The organism is Pseudomonas sp. Van50 (assembly GCF_055390755.1).
Genome location: NZ_AP024343.1, coordinates 6,250,292 through 6,268,950 on the forward strand (window position 1 = coordinate 6,250,292; position 18,659 = coordinate 6,268,950).

Sequence of the window (18,659 nt, forward strand, 5' to 3'; positions counted from 1 at the left end):
CCCGATCACTGATGCTCAGTGACAGGATTAAAACTACCGACGCGGCCAAAGGCGCACAAGCCGGCGGATTCTGGCGTAGTTGTAGGCAATGGCGCAAGGCGATGTCGGTCTTGGCTAGGCTCGTGGAGTCACGATAAACAGCTGCCTGGAATGTTGCGGATGCACCGCCATCGCGAGCAAGCTCGCTCCCACAGAGGCGCTTGTGTACATACGTCGCAGGGAAATGCATTCGCGACTGGCTGCATCCTTGCAGTCAGTCGCGAAGAGGGTGACGACTCGTTGTTCAATGGGGCTTGCGAGCAACGTCGCAATGAATCAGGCGGGATATCTCGATCATATCCACAACGGTTTTGTCATCGACCTCAAACCCGCTGCCTGAAACCCTGTGTTGCTATTACTTAAGCGTAACGTCGAGCATCGGCGGGATGTACCCGTAGTCGTACTCGGCCACCACGAACGTCTGCTGCCCTTTTATTTTCATGCCCACCGTGGGGGCCTCGGTGCCACCCACACGAATCTGCGTGCCGGTTGCGTCGGTCGGTACGCTGTCGATAAAGGAGGTCACCAGGCCGTTTGGCATCACGTAGTGCGAGTAGGTCTGGAATGGCTGGGAGGACGGGTTGCCCAGCACCAGGCCGGAACCGTTGAGCGGCACGTAGGGGCCGAACAGCGAGTCCGCGACAAAACCGTACACGCCGTCCGGCCCGGTCACACCGTCGCCATAGGTGAAGGTGTGGCTGATCGTGAACAGGTAGTACTTGCCATCCTGGAACACGAAGTGCGGGCGTTCGGTCTGATCGTTGACGCCCACGGCGGTCAGCAGGGGCGGCAACATTTCCCAGTCGTCACCGTCTGCGTCGCGGGCTACGGCGATGCCAACACAGGCGGTCTGGAAGCGCGAGTTGCCGACATCTTCATAACCCGGCGGCACATCGCCGATTTCGGCCTCGCCCACTTTGTGCGAACCGCGCTCGCCGGCCACGTTACCCTCGAACAGCATGTACAGCTTGCCGTCGTTCGGGTCGCGGAATGGCCATGGGTCGCGGAAACCCCAGAAGGCGTTTTGGGCTTCGGTCTGGTACATGTTGCCGTCGGCCTCGAACAGCGGCTTGACCTTCTCGAAGCCGACCATGCTGACACCGTGTTCAGTGGTCACGACCCGACCGCGCACTTTGACGATGGTCGCGCCCGGCGTGACGGCGGTGTAATACAGGTCCACTTCACCTCGGTCGTTCAACAGAATCGGCGTGCCGGCCCATTCGCGAGCGGTCGGCGAAACGCCTTCGGCCATCACACGGCCACCGAATTCCCAGTTCTTGCCGGTGCGAGAATACCAGTAGTACATCTTTGCCCGACCGTGACGATCGTTCCAATCGCGGAGGATGTCGTAGTTGCCGTCCTCATCAAGGTACGCCGGGTCGTTTGGATGACGATCGGCCGTCAGGGTGAAGATCACCGACCAGCCATCGACGGACGTCACGTTACCGTCCAAGTCGCGCAGGGGCATGGTGTCCCAGATGAACACGTCGTTGCTCAATACCGGGAAATCCGCGCGGACCAGCGGCTGAGTGGTGGTGGGATCGTCCGCCCGGACTTTCAACGCATCAGCGCGGGTCCAGAGGCTGGGTTGATGGGGGTTACACCGAATTTTTCAGTGGTGGTTTTCATAAGGTAATACCTCGTCCATGAATGGATTCAAATAAATGATGCTTGAGAAATACTGGATGCGCATACAGTGAAATCACCTTATAGAGACGCACCCTTGCGGGTCAAGGGAAAAATGCATTTGTGCATATTTTGGCTTTTTCTTGTAGCTGATACGTTTCAGCCTTGAACGTTTGCAGAAGTTAATTTGGGGAGAGATCGACGACGTTGCCTGCACACTCGGTGCTTGAACGCTACTCGGTGGGGGAGCCACACGGGGGTTTAGATTTGTCGCCATCGGCGGCATGAAGGGAAGCGGGACGTGGTGAGCGGCTTGTGCGGTGGTGGGTCTGAGGTATTGATGTTGACTGGTGTGCCGCTATCGCGAGCAAGCTCGGCTCCCACGGGGGGGGGGCTCCCACAGGGGGACTGCCCCCAAGGGCTGGGGTGAAATGCTTGTTATGGCGGTGGGTCAGTTGTTTTGATGGGGTTGATTCCGAAGGCTCAGTCACTCAATACCCGGGGTAAGCGCGGATCTGGATTTCACATCCGCCGCAGCTCTTTCGGCGAGGTCAGGCTCGGTCTAGGCAATCGCGCAAACAAAACTCCTGGCGCGACCAGCTTCAACACCCAACAAGCCTATTTCGGTTTCATCGATGGCTTGGAGCAGAACCAAGTCCCTGCCTTCGCGTCGGTAGACTGAACTGCCGCCTGAATCAGCGTGAACCACATATCCTCCGTGTTTTACGCCCACGCGAGCTTTAGCAAGAGCAATGCTGGCCGAGACCAGGATATGGAAATCCAGGACGTTGTTCTTATGCAAAACCGTCGCGCCAATGAAATGTTCTGCGCATATTTCCAAAGCCAGTTGCAGCCCATGGATAGCCGGGGCTTCCCGATAACTGCCCGGCATGAATATCTTATCGGCCCAGAACTGCGCCCCGGCCAGTTCGTCCAACCCATCATTTCCGATATTGGGGTAGCGTTTATGCTGATAGAAGACCTTTCCATTCCAAATGATGAAGCCGGTATTTCTGACGATTCCGTCCCTGGCTTCCGCCCCTCTTGATTCGATTTTCGCGATCTCCTCCTTCGTAGTCGCTGCATGATGGCCATAGATCCCTTTACTGATGCGGTCCCGCGCCGGGATTTCATTCACAACCGCATCCATTTCCACACGATATTTTGCCTTGTTGATATTTCTGGCCGGTCCCCATGATTTCAACTTCCCGGTTTCCCTTTTCAGCGCCCTGGATTCCGGGCGCAACATTGATTTGAACCAGAGCGTCGTGCCAGGGACCAGTATCAGCCACGGATTTCTCGTTGAAATATCTGCCAATGTTGCCCGGATGATTTCTTTTTCCTCCTCCGACATAAACGAGACAGGCATGTCCTTGGAGAAAAGATACTCGGGGGCGACGACCAGGCAATAATTCAGTTGATGTTGATCGACATGTTTGGCGAAGGCCGTTCTCGCCATGGACAACAAAGCCCCGATCCTAAGCTGTATGCCGAGAAGACTATTCTCGACGGGGACCCTTAATCGGCGTGTATCGAAGTCCCAGACCACCACCAGTACGTTCGGCATCCTTCCTCCCGCCTGGCTGCTGAGCGGTGCCGCAAGCCGGGTTGGCCGCATTCGTATGAGAAGGCACTTGGCGCGTTTTCCAGGAAAATTCAGCTTAGATGAGCCAGGACGATTTGCCCGACAGCCCCGGAAAAACATTTGTGAAGCGCAAGACTCGAGGCTCTTTGGGATGCCGCAAAAAATCGGGCAGGTGACCAACCTGCCCGATACCAACGACCTGACCCATCAACCCAACGTATTCAAACAAACCACCTTCGGCTGGGTCATTTCCTCGTACGCAAACCGCACCCCTTCCCTGCCCAGACTGCCGTACTTGGAGCCCCCGAACGGCATCGCATCGAAACGAAAATCGGAGGAGTCGTTGATCATCACCCCTCCCGCCTCGATCCGTCGTGCGGCACTCATAGCCGTGGACAGGTCATTGGTGAAAATCCCGGCATGAAGCGCGTAATCAGGTTCGTTAGCCAGCGCAATGGCTTCATCAAACGTCTCGAACGGCTGCAACACCACCACCGGTGCGAAGACCTCGTTGCGCCAGAGTCGGCTGGCATGGTCGACGTTTTCCAACACGGTCGCGGCGTAGCAGGCGCCTTGGCGGCGGTGGCCGCAGAGTAAGGTAGCGCCTTGTTGCAGGGCTTCGTTGACCACGTGTTCGGCGTTTTGCGCGGCTTGGTGGGTGATCATCGGGCCGATGTCGGTGTTGGCGAGCAGTGGGTTGCCGACGACGAGGGCTTGGGCCTGGTGGACGAAGCGTTCTCGGAAGGCGGCGTAGATCGGTGCGTGGATGAGCAGGCGTTGGGTGCCGATGCAGTTTTGCCCGGCGGCCCAGAAGGCGCCGGAGATGCAGCTGTCGACGGCGGCGTCGAGGTTGCAGTCGGCCATGACGATGACGGGGGCGTTGCCGCCGAGGTCCATGGCGAGTTTTTTCAGGCCTGCGGTGCGGGCGATTTGTTCGCCGGTGACGAAGCCGCCGGTGAAGGAGATCATGCGCACGTCACGGGCGGCGACCAGGGCTTTGCCGAGTTCGGCGCCACCAGTGGCGACGGTGACCACGGTTTCGGGCAGGCCGGCGGCGACCAGGTAAGAGACCAGTTTGAGGGCTGACAACGGTGCCAGTTCGGACGGTTTGAGGATCACCGCATTGCCGCCGGCGATGGCGGGGCCGAGTTTGTGGGCCACCAGGTTCAGCGGGTCGTTGTAGGGAGTGATGGCGACGATCAGGCCCAGGGGGTCACGGGTGAACCAGCCTTGGCGCGATTCGGCGCCTTCGTAGGCGTCGAACGGCACGATTTCGCCGGCGTTGCGCTTGGCTTCTTCGGCGGAGAGCTTGAGGGTGTTGACGCAGCGTTTGACTTCTTTTTCCGCCTGTTTGAGGGTCTTGCCGGCTTCGTCGACGATCAGTCGGGCGAAGGCTTTGGCGTCGCGTTCGATGTTCAGTGCGGCATGTTCGAGAATGCTTGCGCGGCGATGACGCGGCAGTGCGGCGCAGGCTTTGACGCCGTTGCGGCCGGTCTCGAGCAGTTGTGGGACTTCTGAGGCTTTGAGGTCCGCGACGGTGCCGACGACGCTGCCGTCAAAGGGGTTGAGGACTTCGATGTGCGGTTCGACAACCGCCAGGGCCAGGCGCGATACGTTCACAGGTTGTGCTCCTGTTTGCCGGTTGCCGATTGGTGGATGTGGATGATGTCCGACAGCAGCGCGAAGGCGGTTTCGGTGCGGCCTGCGCCGGGGCCCGAGACGGTGACGGCGCCGAGCAGTTCCGAGGTGAACGACACGGCGTTGGTGGCGCCGCTGACGCTGGCCAGTGGGTGGTCGTTGCTCAGCAGGCGCGGTTCGACGCTGGCGCTGATGGAGCCGTCGGCGTTGCGGATGGCGGCGCCGATGAGTTTCCAGCGGACGCCGTCCTCGCGGGCTTTTTCGATGTCGGCGAGGCTGAGGGCGGAGATGCCGCTGCAGGTGACGTCGTTGACGGTGAGCTTGGCGTCCAGCAGTTCGTTGGCGAGGATCACGACTTTGAGGCGCACGTCATGGCCTTCGACGTCCGCGGTGGGGTCGGCTTCGGCGTAGCCCAGTTCCTGGGCTTTTTTGACCGCTTCAGCAAATCCCAATCCGCCTTCCATGCAGGTGAGGACGAAGTTGGAGGTGCCGTTGAGGATGCCCTCGAAACCGCTGATCGAGCTGCCAGCGAGGGATTGCTTGGCGAGGCGAATGACGGGGGTGCCGCTCATGACCGAGCCTTCGTATTCGAAAGCGACGTTGTTGCGTTGGGCCAGGGCTTTGAGTTCGGCGCCGTGCAGGGCGATGGGGCCTTTGTTGGTGGTGACCACGTGTTTACCGCGCTCCAGGGCCCAGCGGCAGAACGAAGTGGCGGGCTCGCCGTCCACCGGGTTGGTGAAGGTGGCTTCGGCGATGATGTCGGCGCCGCAGTCTTTGATCACGGCTTCGTTGAGGGCGTCGATGGTACCGCCGGGGAGTTGGGCCATGGCGCCTTGGGTGGCTGGCAGTCTGGCCAGTGACCCGGCGTCGAGGCCGTGGCGGTCCATCACCGAACCGAGGAACAGGTCGGTGACGCCGACGATTTTCAGGGTGAAGCCGAGGTCGGTTTTCCAGCTTTCGTTACGCTCGGCAATCAGCTGAGCCAATGCCCGGTTCACACCGCCGAAGCCGACCAGCGCCAGTTTGTATTCAGTCATTTTTGTTATGTCCTTGATCCGGGGGTGGGTTGTTGGGATCTAGGTTAGGGGGGGGGTGGGCAGTGAAATATGCCAATTTGCTCTATTTTTTGGGCGTTTTGACCAGGGGGTGGGCAAAGCGGTAAGCCTGCTTGTTCCACTGGCCGAACACATTCCTCTGTGGGAGCGAGCTTGCTCGCGATGGGGCCAGGTCAGGTACATCAGTGGTGGCTGGTGTACCGCTATCGCGAGCAAGCTCGCTCCCACAGGTTTGCTCGGTGCCTGGTCCATTGGTGTCAGGAAATTCACTTGTTTGGCAGACGCACTGCCGGCCGCTCTTGTGGCGAGGGAGCTTGCTCCCGCTGGGCTGCGCAGCGGCCCCCTGGAATTGGCCTGCGCGGTGGGTCAGGTAGATTGCGGTCAACCGGGTTGGGGCTGCTTCGCAGCCCAGCGGGAGCAAGCTCCCTCGCCACGGTAGTGGTTGGGCACATTCCTCCTGTGGGAGCGAGCTTGCTCGCGATGGGGCCAGGTCAGGTACATCAGTGGCGGCTGGTGTACCGCTATCGCGAGCAAGCTCGCTCCCACAGTTTTTTTCAGTGCTTGGTCTATTGGTGTTGGGGCATGCAACTGCTTGGCTGACGCACCGCCGGCCGCTCTTGTGGCGAGGGAGCTTGCTCCCGCTGGGCTGCGCAGCGGCCCCCTGGAATTGGCCTGCGCGGTGGGTCTGGTGGATTGTGGTCAGCCTGGTTGGGGCTGCTTCGCAGCCCAGCGGGAGCAAGCTCCCTCACCACGGTGGTGGCTGGGCACAGTCCTCCTGTGGGAGCGAGCTTGCTCGCGATGGGGCCAGGTCAGGTACATCAGTGGTGGCTGGTGTACCGCTATCGCGAGCAAGCTCGCTCCCACAGGTTTGCTCGGTGCCTGGTCCATTGGTGTTAGGAAATTCACCTGCTTGGCTGACACACCGCCGACCGCTCTTGTGGCGAGGGAGCTTGCTCCCGCTGGGCTGCGCAGCGGCCCCCTGGAATTGGCCTGCGCGGTGGGTCAGGTGGATTGTGGTCAGCCTGGTTGGGGCTGCTTCGCAGCCCAGCGGGAGCAAGCTCCCTCGCCACGGTAGTGTTTGGGCACATTCCCCTGAGGGAGCGAGCTTGCTCGCGATGGGGCCAGGTCAGGTACATCAGTGGCGGCTGGTGTACCGCTATCGCGAGCAAGCTCGCTCCCACAGGTTTGCTCGGTGCCTGGTCCATTGGTGTCAGGAAATTCACCTGCTTGGCTGACACACCGCCGGCCGCTCTTGTGGCGAGGGAGCTTGCTCCCGCCGGGCTGCGCAGCGGCCCCCTGGAATTGGCCTGCGCGGTGGGTCAGGTGGATTGTGGTCAGCCTGGTTGGGGCTGCTTCGCAGCCCAGCGGGAGCAAGCTCCCTCGCCACGGGGTTGTGGTGGCTGGGCGTCTGCGGCATTAGACCACCGACGACAACACAAACGACGTCACGGTGTTCTCTACCCCGGGCAGCGCGGAGATCTCTTTCCACACTTTATGCACCCGCTCCGGGTTCGCCGCGCCCACCCGCAGCATCAAGTCAAACTCGCCACTCATCACATCGCACTGCAGCACTTCCGGCATGGCCTGCAACGCTTGCAACACCTCGGCGCCGCGCATGCGGTCGTAGCGGTAGACGAAGATCACGGCGTTGATGTTCGACGACGCTTGCGCGCCCTCCCCGGTGCGCACTGTATAGCCCTGGATCGCGCCGTCGCGTTCGAGGCGTTCGATGCGTTGGCGTACGGCGTTGCGCGAGAGGTTGACCTTGGCCGCCAGCTCGGCGTGGGCGGCGCGGGCGTTGAGGCGCAGTTCGGCGATGATGCGTTCGTCGAGAGGGTCGAGGATTCGCTTCATGGGGCCTCCGGTTATAGGGCGCCGAGCAGTTGATGGAGGGCACTGAGGTCGTCCGGCTGGATGCGATGAATCTGCGCCGGGCCATGTTCGGAAATCGGACGCTGTTGCGCCGTAATCGTGATCCCCAACTCACCGAGCAACTGCGCCGATTTGGCCGGTGAGATCTCGCCCAAGGTCACCATCGGCGCCACCAGGCTGCGGCGGTACAAGCGCGCCGCGAGCACGCCGGTGGCGGTGTGGGGGTCGATGACATAACCGGTGTCGCGATACAGCGAGGTGATTTCCTCCAGCGTCTGCTCATCGCTGACCGCATACGAGTCGATGATCATCCGCGCCTGTAGCCAGAACTCGTTGGCGATGGTCATTTCGCCACGGGTTTCGAAGGTGTGCATCAGCGCGCTCACCGCTTGATCATCGTGCCCATAGAGCTCCCAGAGAAACCGTTCCAAGTTGGAAAAGATCGACAAATCCATGGCCGGCGACAGGGTCTTGCTGGCGCGCAATCGCGAGTAGTGGTTCTTCAAAAAGAACTGATGCAGCGCGTCATTCTGGTTGGTGGCGACGATCATCTGCGTGATCGGCAAACCCATCTTCTGCGCGATGTAGCCGGCATAGACCTCGGCAAAACTCGCCGCCGGCACGCTGAAGCCAATGGGTCGCTGGCCGCCGCCCAACTGCAGCACCGCGTGGAAATAAAACACCAACTGCGCCATGACGCTGACCCAGTTGCTGGAGTTGAAACTGATCGCCTCGTGCTGTCGGAACAGTTGAGTGACCAAGGTCTGGCATTCATCGAAACTGCCATCGACGGCCACTTGATGAACCCGCGGATGCGCCGTCGCTTGCAGGTCTTGAAGCTGGTCTTGCGGCACTCCGGCCTCGGGATAAATCACCACCACATCGGTCTCGTCACAGTGCTTGAAGGCCTCGATGGCGGCCAAGCCGGTGTCGCCGTTGGTGACGCCGATCACCACGGCGCGACGCCCGCGTTTGCGCAAAAAGTACTGCACCAGTCGCGCTTGCAATTGCGCGGCAAAATCCTTCGAGGAACGGGTCGGTCCATGGAACAATTCCAGGACCCACTCGTTGCGATCCACCTGATGCAACGGCGCCAAAGAACGATGGCTGAACTGGCTGCCCGCTTCCTTGAGCACCCGCTTGAAGTCGGCCTCGGGAATCGCCTCGCCCACGAACGGGCGCATCACTCGATAGGCCAGTTCGTCGTAGGCCAATGTGGACCAGTTAGCGATGTCCTGGGGTTCGAACTGCGGCAGCTCGACAGGGACGAACAGGCCGCCATCCTCAGCGATGGCCGACAGCACAACTTTTTCGAAATCGACCTGCACGGCTGAATTTCGGGTACTCACATAGCGCATGGTCAACTCCGGATATTCACTTGAAACGGCTCACTTGAAACGATGCGCCTGCTCCACCAGCCAGGTGGAAAACCGCGCCGCGTCCGGGTGTTGCTCGGCCCCGGAACTGCGCACCAGGTAAAACGATTCGCTGGCTTCGATACGCTGGGCGAAGGGTTCGACCAGGCGCCCATCGTCCAGCAACTCACTGACCATCGACGACCGCGCCAGAGCGATGCCCTGCCCCAGTTCGGCCATGCGTAACGTGCAGACCAGTGTGTCGAATTGCATGCCGGTCGAGGAATCGACGCTGTCGACACCGACCATTTTCAGCCAGTACCCCCAGCCCTCTTCGTAGCCCAGCACGTGCAACAACGAATGCTTCGCCACGTCCGCCGGCACCTTCAGCGTCGTCATCAAGGCCGGTGAACATACCGGGAACAAGGTGTCCCAGGTCAGGCGTTGCGACACCAGGCCGGGCCACTGCCCGTGGCCCCAGCGGATTTCCATGTCGTCTTCGCCGTCCAGTTCCTTGACCCAGATGTTGCTGATGTAGCGGATGTCGACGTGGGGATGAGCCTGGCGAAAATCCACCAGTTTCGGCGCCAGCCAGTGCACGAAAAACGCCAGGCTGCCGCGCACCTTGATTGGCCGGCGCTTGTGCTGGCCAAAGATTTCGTTGGTGCCCACTGCCAGTCGCGTGATCGCGTCCTGCACCACCGGCAGGTACGCCTGGCCTTCCTCGGTCAGTCCCAGCCCCCGGGGCAAGCGCTTGAACAGCGCCACCCCCAGATGGCTTTCCAATTGGCGGATCTGCTGGCTGACCGCGCCCTGGGTCAAAAACAATTCGTCGGCGGCGTGGGTGAAGTTCAGGCAGCGGGCCGACACTTCGAATGCCCGCAGCCAATTCAACGGGGGCAACGTTTTTTGCTTCATGATCTGGACCTCGTTGACCCCCTCGCACCGGGCACGTTTGCCCGCCCCGTCGACGCGGCTTAGAACGCGTCCGACGGTTGTGCCACGAGGGCAACCGACAAGCGTCGCTCGCGGCTTTTGCGGGTAATGTAATACACGAAGTAACACCAGGCGATGAACGGCAAGCCGAAGTACAGCGCCACCCGCTGTTCAGGGTCGAAGGCGATCCCGACACACGCCAGGCTGCAGCACACCAGCGCCCCCAGCGGCACCCACGGATAACCGCGAACGCGGAACTTGAGGTCGCGAATGTCGCCGCCGTTGGCCACATAGTGACGACGGAACGCGATCTGGCTCGCGGCGATGCTCATCCACACCACCACCACGGCCAGGCCGGAGATCGACACCAGCGCCAGGTAGATGGTGTCGGCGGCGAACACGCTGCTGAGCAACGAGGCGGCGCCGCCGGCCATGCTGACGATGATTGCGTTGAGCGGCGTGCCCATGCGGGTCAGGGCCGAGAATTGCTTGGGCAGGTGGCCTTGGTCGCTGAGGGTCCAGAGCATCCGCGAGGCGGCGTACAACCCGGAGTTGGCCGCCGACAACAGGGCGCTGATGATCACGAAGTTCATGATGTCGGCGGAGTACGGAATGCCGATGTAGGTGAACACCGTGACGAAGGGGCTCTCCACCAGGCCGGCTTGCTCGCGGGGCAGCAGTGTCGCCAGGACAAAAATGGTCCCGACGAAAAACACCGCCAGGCGCAGCACGGTGGTGCGAATGGCCCGCGGTACATTGCGTTGCGGGTCCTTGGTTTCGCCGGCGGCGATGCCGATCAGTTCAGTGCCGGAAAAAGCGAAGGACACCGCCAGCAGCGTCATCGCAATGGGCATGAAGCCGGTAGGAAAAAGTCCTTCGCGGGTGAAGTTGCTCAAGCCGATACTGTGGGCCTGGTCGATGTTCAGCAGGCCGAGAATCGCGCCACCGCCGATCAGCAGGAACACCACCACGGTCAGTACTTTGATCAACGACAACCAGAACTCGGTCTCGGCGAACAAACGCACCGAGACCACGTTGGTGAGGAACACCACGCCGGCGAACAGCGCGCTCCAGATCCACACCGGCGTGTCGGGAAACCAGCGCGACATGAGGATACCGGCAGCGGTGAACTCGGAACCGATGGCCACCGTCCACGTCAGCCAATACAACCAGGCCACGGTGTAACCGGTGCCGGGGCCGAGGAAACGCGTGGCGTAGGTGCTGAACGAACCGGTTTCGGGCATCTGCACCGCCAGTTCCCCCAGGCACATCATCACCATGTAGACCATCAGCGCACCGATGATGTAGGCGATCACCGCGCCCATGGGGCCGGCCTGGTTGACGGTGTAGCCGGACGTGAGGAACAGCCCGGTACCAATGACGCCGCCTAGTGCCAACATGACGATATGGCGCGTCTGCATTTCCTGCTTGAAGCCGGTCCGCGTATTAGTTTGTTGTTCTGTTATGGACATGGTTGTTTCTCATGAAATGTCAGGGCGCGCCTCTACCTCTGCGCGAGTAAGACAAGCGCCACTGAGCTTTTATTATTATTCCTATTCATGAACGCCCCGCTGACAGCCTTGTCGCGGAGTATCAACATTCACACTTCAGGTCACTGTCTCGGTGAGGACTTCATTGAGTTGCGGATCAAGTGTTTTTTTGACAAAGGCGAAGGCCTGTTTGAGGTCATCCAATAAATCGTCCGTGTCTTCGATGCCCACCGAAACCCGCACCAGGCCTTCGGAGATGCCCAGGGCTTGGCGCTCTTCCAAGGTGTTCTCGACATGGCTGGTGGTGCGGGCCGGACCGTAGATGGTTTCCACCGCGCCCAGGTTGCCCGCGCAATGGGCGAAGCGCAGGCGTGGCAGGAGCAGCTTGACGGTGTCCATGCCACCGGCCAGGACAAAACTGACGATGGCGCCGAAGCCAGACATTTGCGCGCAGGCCACGGCGTGGTTCGGGTGGCTGGGCAGGCCGGGGTAATTCACCGACTCCACCAGGGGTTCGGTGCAGAGGAATTCGGCCAGGGCCCGGGCGCTGTGTTGTTGCTGGCGCATGCGCAGCGCCAGGGTCTTCATGCCGCGGATGATCAGGTAGGCCGAGAACGGGTCGAGGCTCGCGCCGTTGATTTCCCGGTAATGACGCACCTTGGCCATCAAGGCTTCGCGGCCGCACACCAGGCCACCGAGCACGTCGCCATGGCCGCTGAGGAACTTGGTGGCGCTGTGAATCACCACGTCCACCCCCAAGGCCAACGGGCTCTGGTTCAGTGGCGTAGCAAAGGTGTTATCCGCCACCACCACCGCGCCGACACGCTTGGCCGCCGCCACCAGGCGCGGGATGTCGAGGATCTTCAGGGTTGGGTTGGTGGGAGTTTCCAGGTACAGCACCTGGCAGCCCTTGGCGATTTCACGCTCGATGTCGTCGTGATCGAAGGTCTCGCACAGGGTCACCGCCACGCCGGTACGCGGCAGGAATTCTTCGAAGATCTTGTTGGTGCCGCCGTAGCTGTCCTTGGTCGATACCACACGATCGCCATGGGCCAGGAAGGTGTAGAGCACGCTGCTGATCGCCGCCATGCCGCTGCTGAAGGCCACCGCGGACTCGGCCATTTCCAACTCGCGAATCTTGGCTTCGAGGGTCTCGACGGTGGGGTTGCTCATGCGGCTGTAGATAAAACCGGGGGCCTTGCCCAAGGCGACGTCGTACCAGACGTCGATGTCGTCGTAACCGTACGCGGCGCTGGCCACGATGGGGGTTTGCGTGGCGTTGTAGGGGTGCCTGACTTGCTCCCCACCCCAGACCGCCCGGGTTCCCGCGCCGGCGTTATCAAGCCCTGTGCTGTCAGGTTTATTGTTCATTGAGGCTACTCACACTGAGGGGGTGGACGTTGAGCCATCCACCGGATCTGAGGGCCAATATAGGGAAAAGCCGCGGGGCCGAGAAACGATGTTATCGGTGCCAAAGGGGTGGTTTTTTTAATGGCTGAGGGCGATTAGCGACCGGCGAATCACCGATGAACCTGTGGGAGCGAGCTTGCTCGCGATGACGGTGGGTCAGTTGCCATTGAGGGTGACTGATACTCCGCTATCGCGAGCAAGCTCGCTCCCACATTGGGATTTCATTGACTTTTGACTGTGCAGTGGACCGCGAGTTATATCGCTAAAATCGATCAAAATATCTTGCTCCACACATCCATACTCTATTCATCCACATCCTTTATAGAATCCAACCAGAGAAAGAAATAATCTTTTTGTAGCTGAGGATCACTCACTATATCTTGGTCTTCATAATCGAATATATTAACAAGATCCGCTCTCGATGCACGCTTACCTAAGACATGTTCATAAGCAGCTATTCCTGAAGACATTTGCGAGGACATACTAGAAGGTCGCACACTAAGTTTAGCTCCCTTGCATAAAAATTTTGAATCAGAATGCTCTTGGATAATTTTGCCAAGGCACTCGTATACATCCACTCCGGAGTATTTTTTTGACCAGCCGTTTTTGAAGGTCAGCAGGACGGTTGATTTACTGGCATTAACATCAAGTACCACCTCTTCTCTTCGACCGTTTGTAATAACTGGGATAACTTGCTTAGTCATTTTTTATTTCCTTTGAGGATTGGGTATAGAATACCCAACATAGGAACCATCTTTATTCAGGGGAGTGGCTCCGAGAATATCTTCAGCTTTTACTCGATCAGGAATGGCAATCTCGCGCTCATAACTATATGGAACATCGTTGCGAGGCAGCTCCTTGTTCACATCACGCCCAGGAATTTTCTTTAGGACATACAGATATCCTTTCCGTGTATTATATTTTGTTCCGAAATAGGTCCCAATATCAACATCCGTAGTTGTACTGACAAAATTACTGGGCGGGTCTCTGTTATCCCAAACATGAAGCAATAAATCAGTGCTTTTCCCCAAGCTCATAAAGCCTTCTTTAAAAATGACTTCTGGCTTCCTCAAGTCTCCACGATAAAGATATGTAGGTTTAGGAGGGGATTTCACCCCCTCATCCACCCCAACCTTCGCCGCCGGATCCTGATCCCCAACCGCCGGCCGACACCCACCCTTCCCCGGACAATCCACCAACCCCAACGGATCCACCCACCCCGTCGGGTTCACCGTGTAGCGATACCCATTGAGCCCACCCGCCAACTTGCTCGGATCAGGCGTCAAATAGCGGCCGGTCTCGGGATTGTAGTAGCGGTGCCGGTTGTAGTGCAGGCCGCTTTCCGGGTCGAAGTATTGGCCCTGGAAGCGCAGCGGTTGTTCCAGTTGTTCGCCGCCGCCGTGGGTGAGTTCGGTGAGCTTGCCGTAGCCGTTGTAGCGCGCCGACCAGACGATCTGGCCGGCGGGGTTGGTCAGTTCCTGGGGGGTGCCCAGGTGGTCGAGGTGGTAGTAGAACGGGCGGGCGTCGGGGCCTTCGCCGTCGAGCAGGGCCAGTGGGCGGAAGGTGCCTGGTTCGTAGATATAGCTGCGGTGGTGGCGCGGGCTGTTTTCGGCGACGAGCTGGTCGCCCTGCCAGAAAAATTCCGTGGTCAGGCCGTCCACGGTCTTGCTGATGCGTCGGCCGAAGGCGTCGTAGCGGTAGGACGTTTCGCGGCCGTCGGCGCCGGTGACGCCGATCAGGCGGTGTTGGCTGTCGTAGCGGTAGGCGCTGACCAGGGCCTGGCCGCGGCGTTCGCGGATCAGGTTGCCGAAGGCGTCGTAGTCGTAGTGGCGGTCGCCTTCCCTCAGCAGGCGGTTGCCCTTGAGGGTGGTCGGCCCGGGGCGGTCCTGCATCAGCAGGTTGCCGGCCGGGTCGTGGCTGAAATGTTCCGGCGGTTCGCTGTGGGAAAAGTCGATGCGGGTCAGGCGATCCAGCGGGTCGTACTGGTAGCGGCGGCGGTTTCGCTGGTCGGAAAGGCTCTGGAGGTTGCCCCGGGGGCTGTAGGCATAGTCGCGCCAGAACAGTTGTTGCTGGGGGTTCTGCCACACGGTCTGGGCCTTGAGGCGGCCCTGTTCGTCGTACGTGTAATCACTGAGCAGCTGGCCCTGCCGGCGTTGCCGTTCGCGGCCGCCGTCAACGCGGTGTTCGGTCAGGCGCGCGCCGTTGAGGTCGATGGCGGTCAGCGCGCCACCGGGGGCGTGGTGGTAGTCGAGCTGGCTGTCGTCCGGCAGGCGCAGGTGGTTGAGGCGCCCGCAGGCATCGTAGCGATAACGCAGGGTGCCCCAGCCCTGGTGTTCCGTGACCAGCCGATCCTGGGCATCGTATTCGAAGGCCAGCGGGTGATCGCTGCCGTCGTCGACCTGGACCAGCCGGCCCAGTTCGTCGTAGCGGTATTCGATGGCCTGGCCGTCGGGCAAGGTCTTGATCCGCAATCGCCCGGCCGCGTCACGCTGGTAGCGGGTGAGCCGTTGCGAACCGTCCTCGCCGTGCTCGGTTTTCTCCAGCAGGTGGCCGTTGAGGTCGTAGGCGTAGGCGGTGCGTTGGCCGTCGAAGCCGACTTGCTGTCGGATCAAGCCGTTGGCCGTGTAGTCCAGCTGATAGCGTTCACCGGATTCGTTTTCGATCTCGGTCAGCAACAGCCGCGCCGAGTCGTAGCGGTACTTCAGCTCGCTGCCGTCGGGGTTCAGGCGGCGGCTGACCAGGTGCAGGTCGTCGGCGTATTCGTAGCGGGTGGTTCGGCCCTGCTCGTCGCGCTCGGCGATGACCTTGCCGTAGGCGTTGTAGCTCCAGGCCCGGGTCGCACCGGTGGGCAGGGTGACTTGCAGCAGGCGGCCGACGGCGTCCCATTGGTAGTGCGTGAGGGCGCCGTGTTCGTCCCGTCGGCTGAGCAAACGTCCCAGGGCGTCGTAGGCAAAACACCGCCGACCGCCGTCGGGCAGGACCTCTTCGGTCAGTTGGCCCAGGCGACTCCAGGTGAAACGATGTTCGCCACCGTCCGGCTCATACCTGGCCAGCAGTTGCCCATGGGCGTCGTAGGCATATTCCGTACGCTGGCCGTCGGGATCGATGCTCGCGATCACATCGCCCCGGGCATTGCGGCGGTAGGTCCACACGGCCTTGCCGCGGGAACGGGCGTGCAGGAAGCCGTTGCGGTACTCGTAGGAAGTCGGCTCTTCGTCCGGCGGAATCAGCGCCACCAGCCGTCCGACGTCGTCGTAGCGGTATTCGCTGACCGCCCCCAGCGGGTCCTGTTCGGCGATCAACCGGCCCTGTTCGTCGTAGGCCTTGAGGTGCTCGCCGCCGTCGGGCTCGACCTTGCGCACCAACCGCGCCCGGTCGTCGTGGACATACACTTCCTGGCTGCCATCCAGGTGCCGGACCGTGACACGGCCGTCCTCGCCCCAGGTGTAGCGGCTGTCCATCTGCGCGAAGGAGGCCCAATGCCGTACGCAGCGGGACGCCGGCCCGACGCCCTGCCACTCCCAGTAGAAACTCGCCCCGCCGGCCAGTTGCCGCTGGAGGATGACGTGCTGGTCGTCGTAGTCGTAGCGTTCGCTTTCACCGGCGGCATTGGTCGCTTCGATCAGTCGGAAACGTCCGTCGTAGCGGTAGGACACCAGCGTCTGCTCGGTCCGCCAGGCTTCGTCGAGGGTGAGGGCCGGGTGGAAGCTCTGGTAGTCGACGGCGACCAAGTGGCGCTGTTCGTAACGCAGGCGCAGGGAGCGCCCGGCGCCGTTGTCCAGGCGGCTGATGTCGCCGTGGATGTTGCGCTGGACGGTCAGGCGGTTGTCGTAGCGGTCACTGAGGGCGATCAGGTGGCCGTCGCGAAAGTGCAGGAACGGGGCATTTTCCCCGGGCTGGGCGATGATCAGTTCGTCCGGCGCGGCCCCCAGGTAGATCGCCGCCCGGGCCAGGCTGTTGTGGATCGCCGGACGTTGGGTGGTGGGCAATGGAAAGATCGTGCGGCGATTTTCCTGGTCGACCCAGGTGATCTGCTCGCCGTCGAGCTCCAGGCGATGGGCCAGGGCATGGCTCCAGCCGCGCCCGAGGCCGACGTCCAGGGCGACGGCGCTGGTGCGGTACAGCCGGGTGAAGACGAACGGCAAGCGCCCGTCGAGGGTGCCGTCGTCCAGGGTCAGCAGTTCTTCGCCGGTGACCATCGACACCGGGCAGCCACTGGTCTGGGTCTGGGCCGCGGTGTCGGCGCTGTCGCCGTTGGGGTTTTTCGATTGGGCCGGGGCGTCGTCGTGGGGTTCGTGTTCGCTCAGGCGGGTAGACGGCTGGGATTTTTCCCGCGCCACGGCGGCCGGATTGCTCACAGACAATGGCGCAGAGTGTTCCGGGGTGATGTGCAAGGGTCCGACAGGCGTCGGTTTTAAAGGTGCGCGTTGGCTGACCACCAACGGTTTGAGCACATCGGCATGTTGATTGAGCCGGTCGGGGGTGAGCTGGCCCAGTCTCAGGCTCGATGCCAGCAACCATTCCCGGGCCCGCTCCGAGCGGACCCGGCCCAATACGTTACCGCTCATGCGCAGACCCAGGCCCAGCCCCCCGGTCAAACGCATCAGCAGGAAATTGATCAGTACCGAGGCGCGCAGTTCTCCGACGACTTCGGCCGCGTACTGAGGCGGCAACATCCGCAGCCAACTGGTGAACGCGGCCACGTGAACGAAGAGCAACGGCTCGTCGCTCAACACCATCAACCCTTTGGCAATTGCCTCGGAGGATGCCTTCAGTAGCTGTTCAAGCTCGGCTTGAGTCAGGTACTCCAACAGTTGTTCGCTGTTGGCCTGCAGATCGGCCAGCAGCCCGAAAACCTGCTTAACGTCGTCCCAGAGTTGATGCAGGGCGTTTTTGAAACCGCGCCAATCAGCCTGCTGCAACACGTTGTAGCGTTGAAGAAACCCGGCGTCGGAAAACTCCGCCCACAGTGGTTGAAACTGCTCCCACTCCGCTTTCAGCCAGCCCTCAAGTTCGTCGATCACACCTTGGTAAGACGCATACAACGCCTTGACGTGATCGGCCGTGACATGGGGGAAAAAGGTGATGCGATAACGCTGGCCTCGCCAACACTCAGGCACTTCCAGGATGCCGCTGGGGCCGATCACGCGATGGATCGGCTCGCCGAAAATTTCCTTCCCCGGCATGCCATCGATGACCGGCTCCAGCATCACCGGTGTGTCGCCAATCGGCACGAAACGCGCCGCCTGGAACATGTGCACCAGCGTCAGTGGCCCTTCCGCCGGGCAAGCCACCACGGCGGCACTGACGGGTTTGTCCAGGTTCTTCGGCGCCGCCAGGGACACCTCGTTGCCGACCTTGAACACTTGCTCAAGATCCAGCGCCCAGCCGGCCCAAAAGCTTTCAGCCCAGGCGTCGTAGTCGTTCAGGCAGGTTCGAAAGTCCTGGAAAACCGCTTCGACATCCGGCTGCTCGGGGTCCATGGCCGCCATCACCAGCGAACCAATGACGTTGCCCTGGGCAAGGATTTTGTCGTAGTCAGGCATGCAGGCAGCTCGCGGCGTAGGAGTGGGCGCGAGACTCTGCCTGCGATGGCGAGGGAAATAAGTCAGGGAAAGAGGGGATGGATGTAGGGCGATTCGCTAAATTCAAA

Annotated in this window: 10 protein-coding genes and 1 pseudogene; all 11 read right to left on the reverse strand. The window is 61.0% G+C overall.

Annotated features, from left to right (window positions below; all coding sequences use genetic code 11):
• Positions 1-394: 394 nt before the first annotated feature.
• The 11 genes and pseudogenes from ACZ5M5_RS27065 to ACZ5M5_RS27115 all read right to left on the reverse strand — a co-directional run bounded on the left by ACZ5M5_RS27065 (position 395) and on the right by ACZ5M5_RS27115 (position 18,552).
• A pseudogene (locus ACZ5M5_RS27065) lies at positions 395-1,668 on the reverse strand (glycoside hydrolase family 68 protein).
• Between the two features lie 559 nt (positions 1,669-2,227).
• Positions 2,228-3,232 carry a hypothetical protein gene (locus ACZ5M5_RS27070; protein ID WP_464738218.1) on the reverse strand — a complete coding sequence of 335 codons (1,005 nt, stop codon included), beginning with the start codon at positions 3,230-3,232 and terminating at the stop codon, positions 2,228-2,230.
• A 225-nt stretch (positions 3,233-3,457) separates the two neighbouring features.
• Positions 3,458-4,870, reverse strand: coding sequence for an aldehyde dehydrogenase family protein (locus ACZ5M5_RS27075; RefSeq protein ID WP_464738219.1), 1,413 nt, complete (start codon positions 4,868-4,870; stop codon positions 3,458-3,460).
• A complete protein-coding gene (locus ACZ5M5_RS27080) occupies positions 4,867-5,925 on the reverse strand; it encodes a homoserine dehydrogenase (RefSeq protein WP_464738220.1) in 1,059 nt (352 codons plus the stop codon). Before ACZ5M5_RS27080 ends, ACZ5M5_RS27075 begins: the two co-directional genes overlap by 4 nt.
• Positions 5,926-7,359: 1,434 nt before the next feature.
• On the reverse strand, positions 7,360-7,797 hold the full coding sequence (locus tag ACZ5M5_RS27085) for an Lrp/AsnC family transcriptional regulator (RefSeq protein WP_053125728.1): 438 nt from the start codon (positions 7,795-7,797) through the stop codon (positions 7,360-7,362).
• An 11-nt stretch (positions 7,798-7,808) separates the two neighbouring features.
• Entirely contained in the window at positions 7,809-9,173 is a 1,365-nt protein-coding gene (thrC, locus tag ACZ5M5_RS27090; RefSeq protein ID WP_464738221.1) for a threonine synthase, read from the reverse strand.
• Positions 9,174-9,203: 30 nt separating this feature from the next.
• A complete protein-coding gene (locus tag ACZ5M5_RS27095) occupies positions 9,204-10,088 on the reverse strand; it encodes a LysR substrate-binding domain-containing protein (RefSeq protein WP_103311159.1) in 885 nt (294 codons plus the stop codon).
• 59 nt (positions 10,089-10,147) lie between these two features.
• Positions 10,148-11,578 (reverse strand): amino acid permease, encoded by a 1,431-nt coding sequence (locus tag ACZ5M5_RS27100; protein ID WP_060740446.1) that lies wholly within the window; start codon positions 11,576-11,578, stop codon positions 10,148-10,150.
• Between the two features lie 135 nt (positions 11,579-11,713).
• Entirely contained in the window at positions 11,714-12,967 is a 1,254-nt protein-coding gene (locus ACZ5M5_RS27105) for a cystathionine gamma-synthase family protein (protein ID WP_072410372.1), read from the reverse strand.
• Positions 12,968-13,308: 341 nt separating this feature from the next.
• Positions 13,309-13,710 carry a hypothetical protein gene (locus ACZ5M5_RS27110; protein WP_081015364.1) on the reverse strand — a complete coding sequence of 134 codons (402 nt, stop codon included), beginning with the start codon at positions 13,708-13,710 and terminating at the stop codon, positions 13,309-13,311.
• Positions 13,711-13,713: 3 nt separating this feature from the next.
• The gene (locus ACZ5M5_RS27115; protein ID WP_464738222.1) at positions 13,714-18,552 is read right to left on the reverse strand and encodes an RHS repeat-associated core domain-containing protein; all 4,839 of its coding nucleotides are present in this window, start codon (positions 18,550-18,552) and stop codon (positions 13,714-13,716) included.
• Between the last annotated feature and the right edge of the window lie 107 nt (positions 18,553-18,659).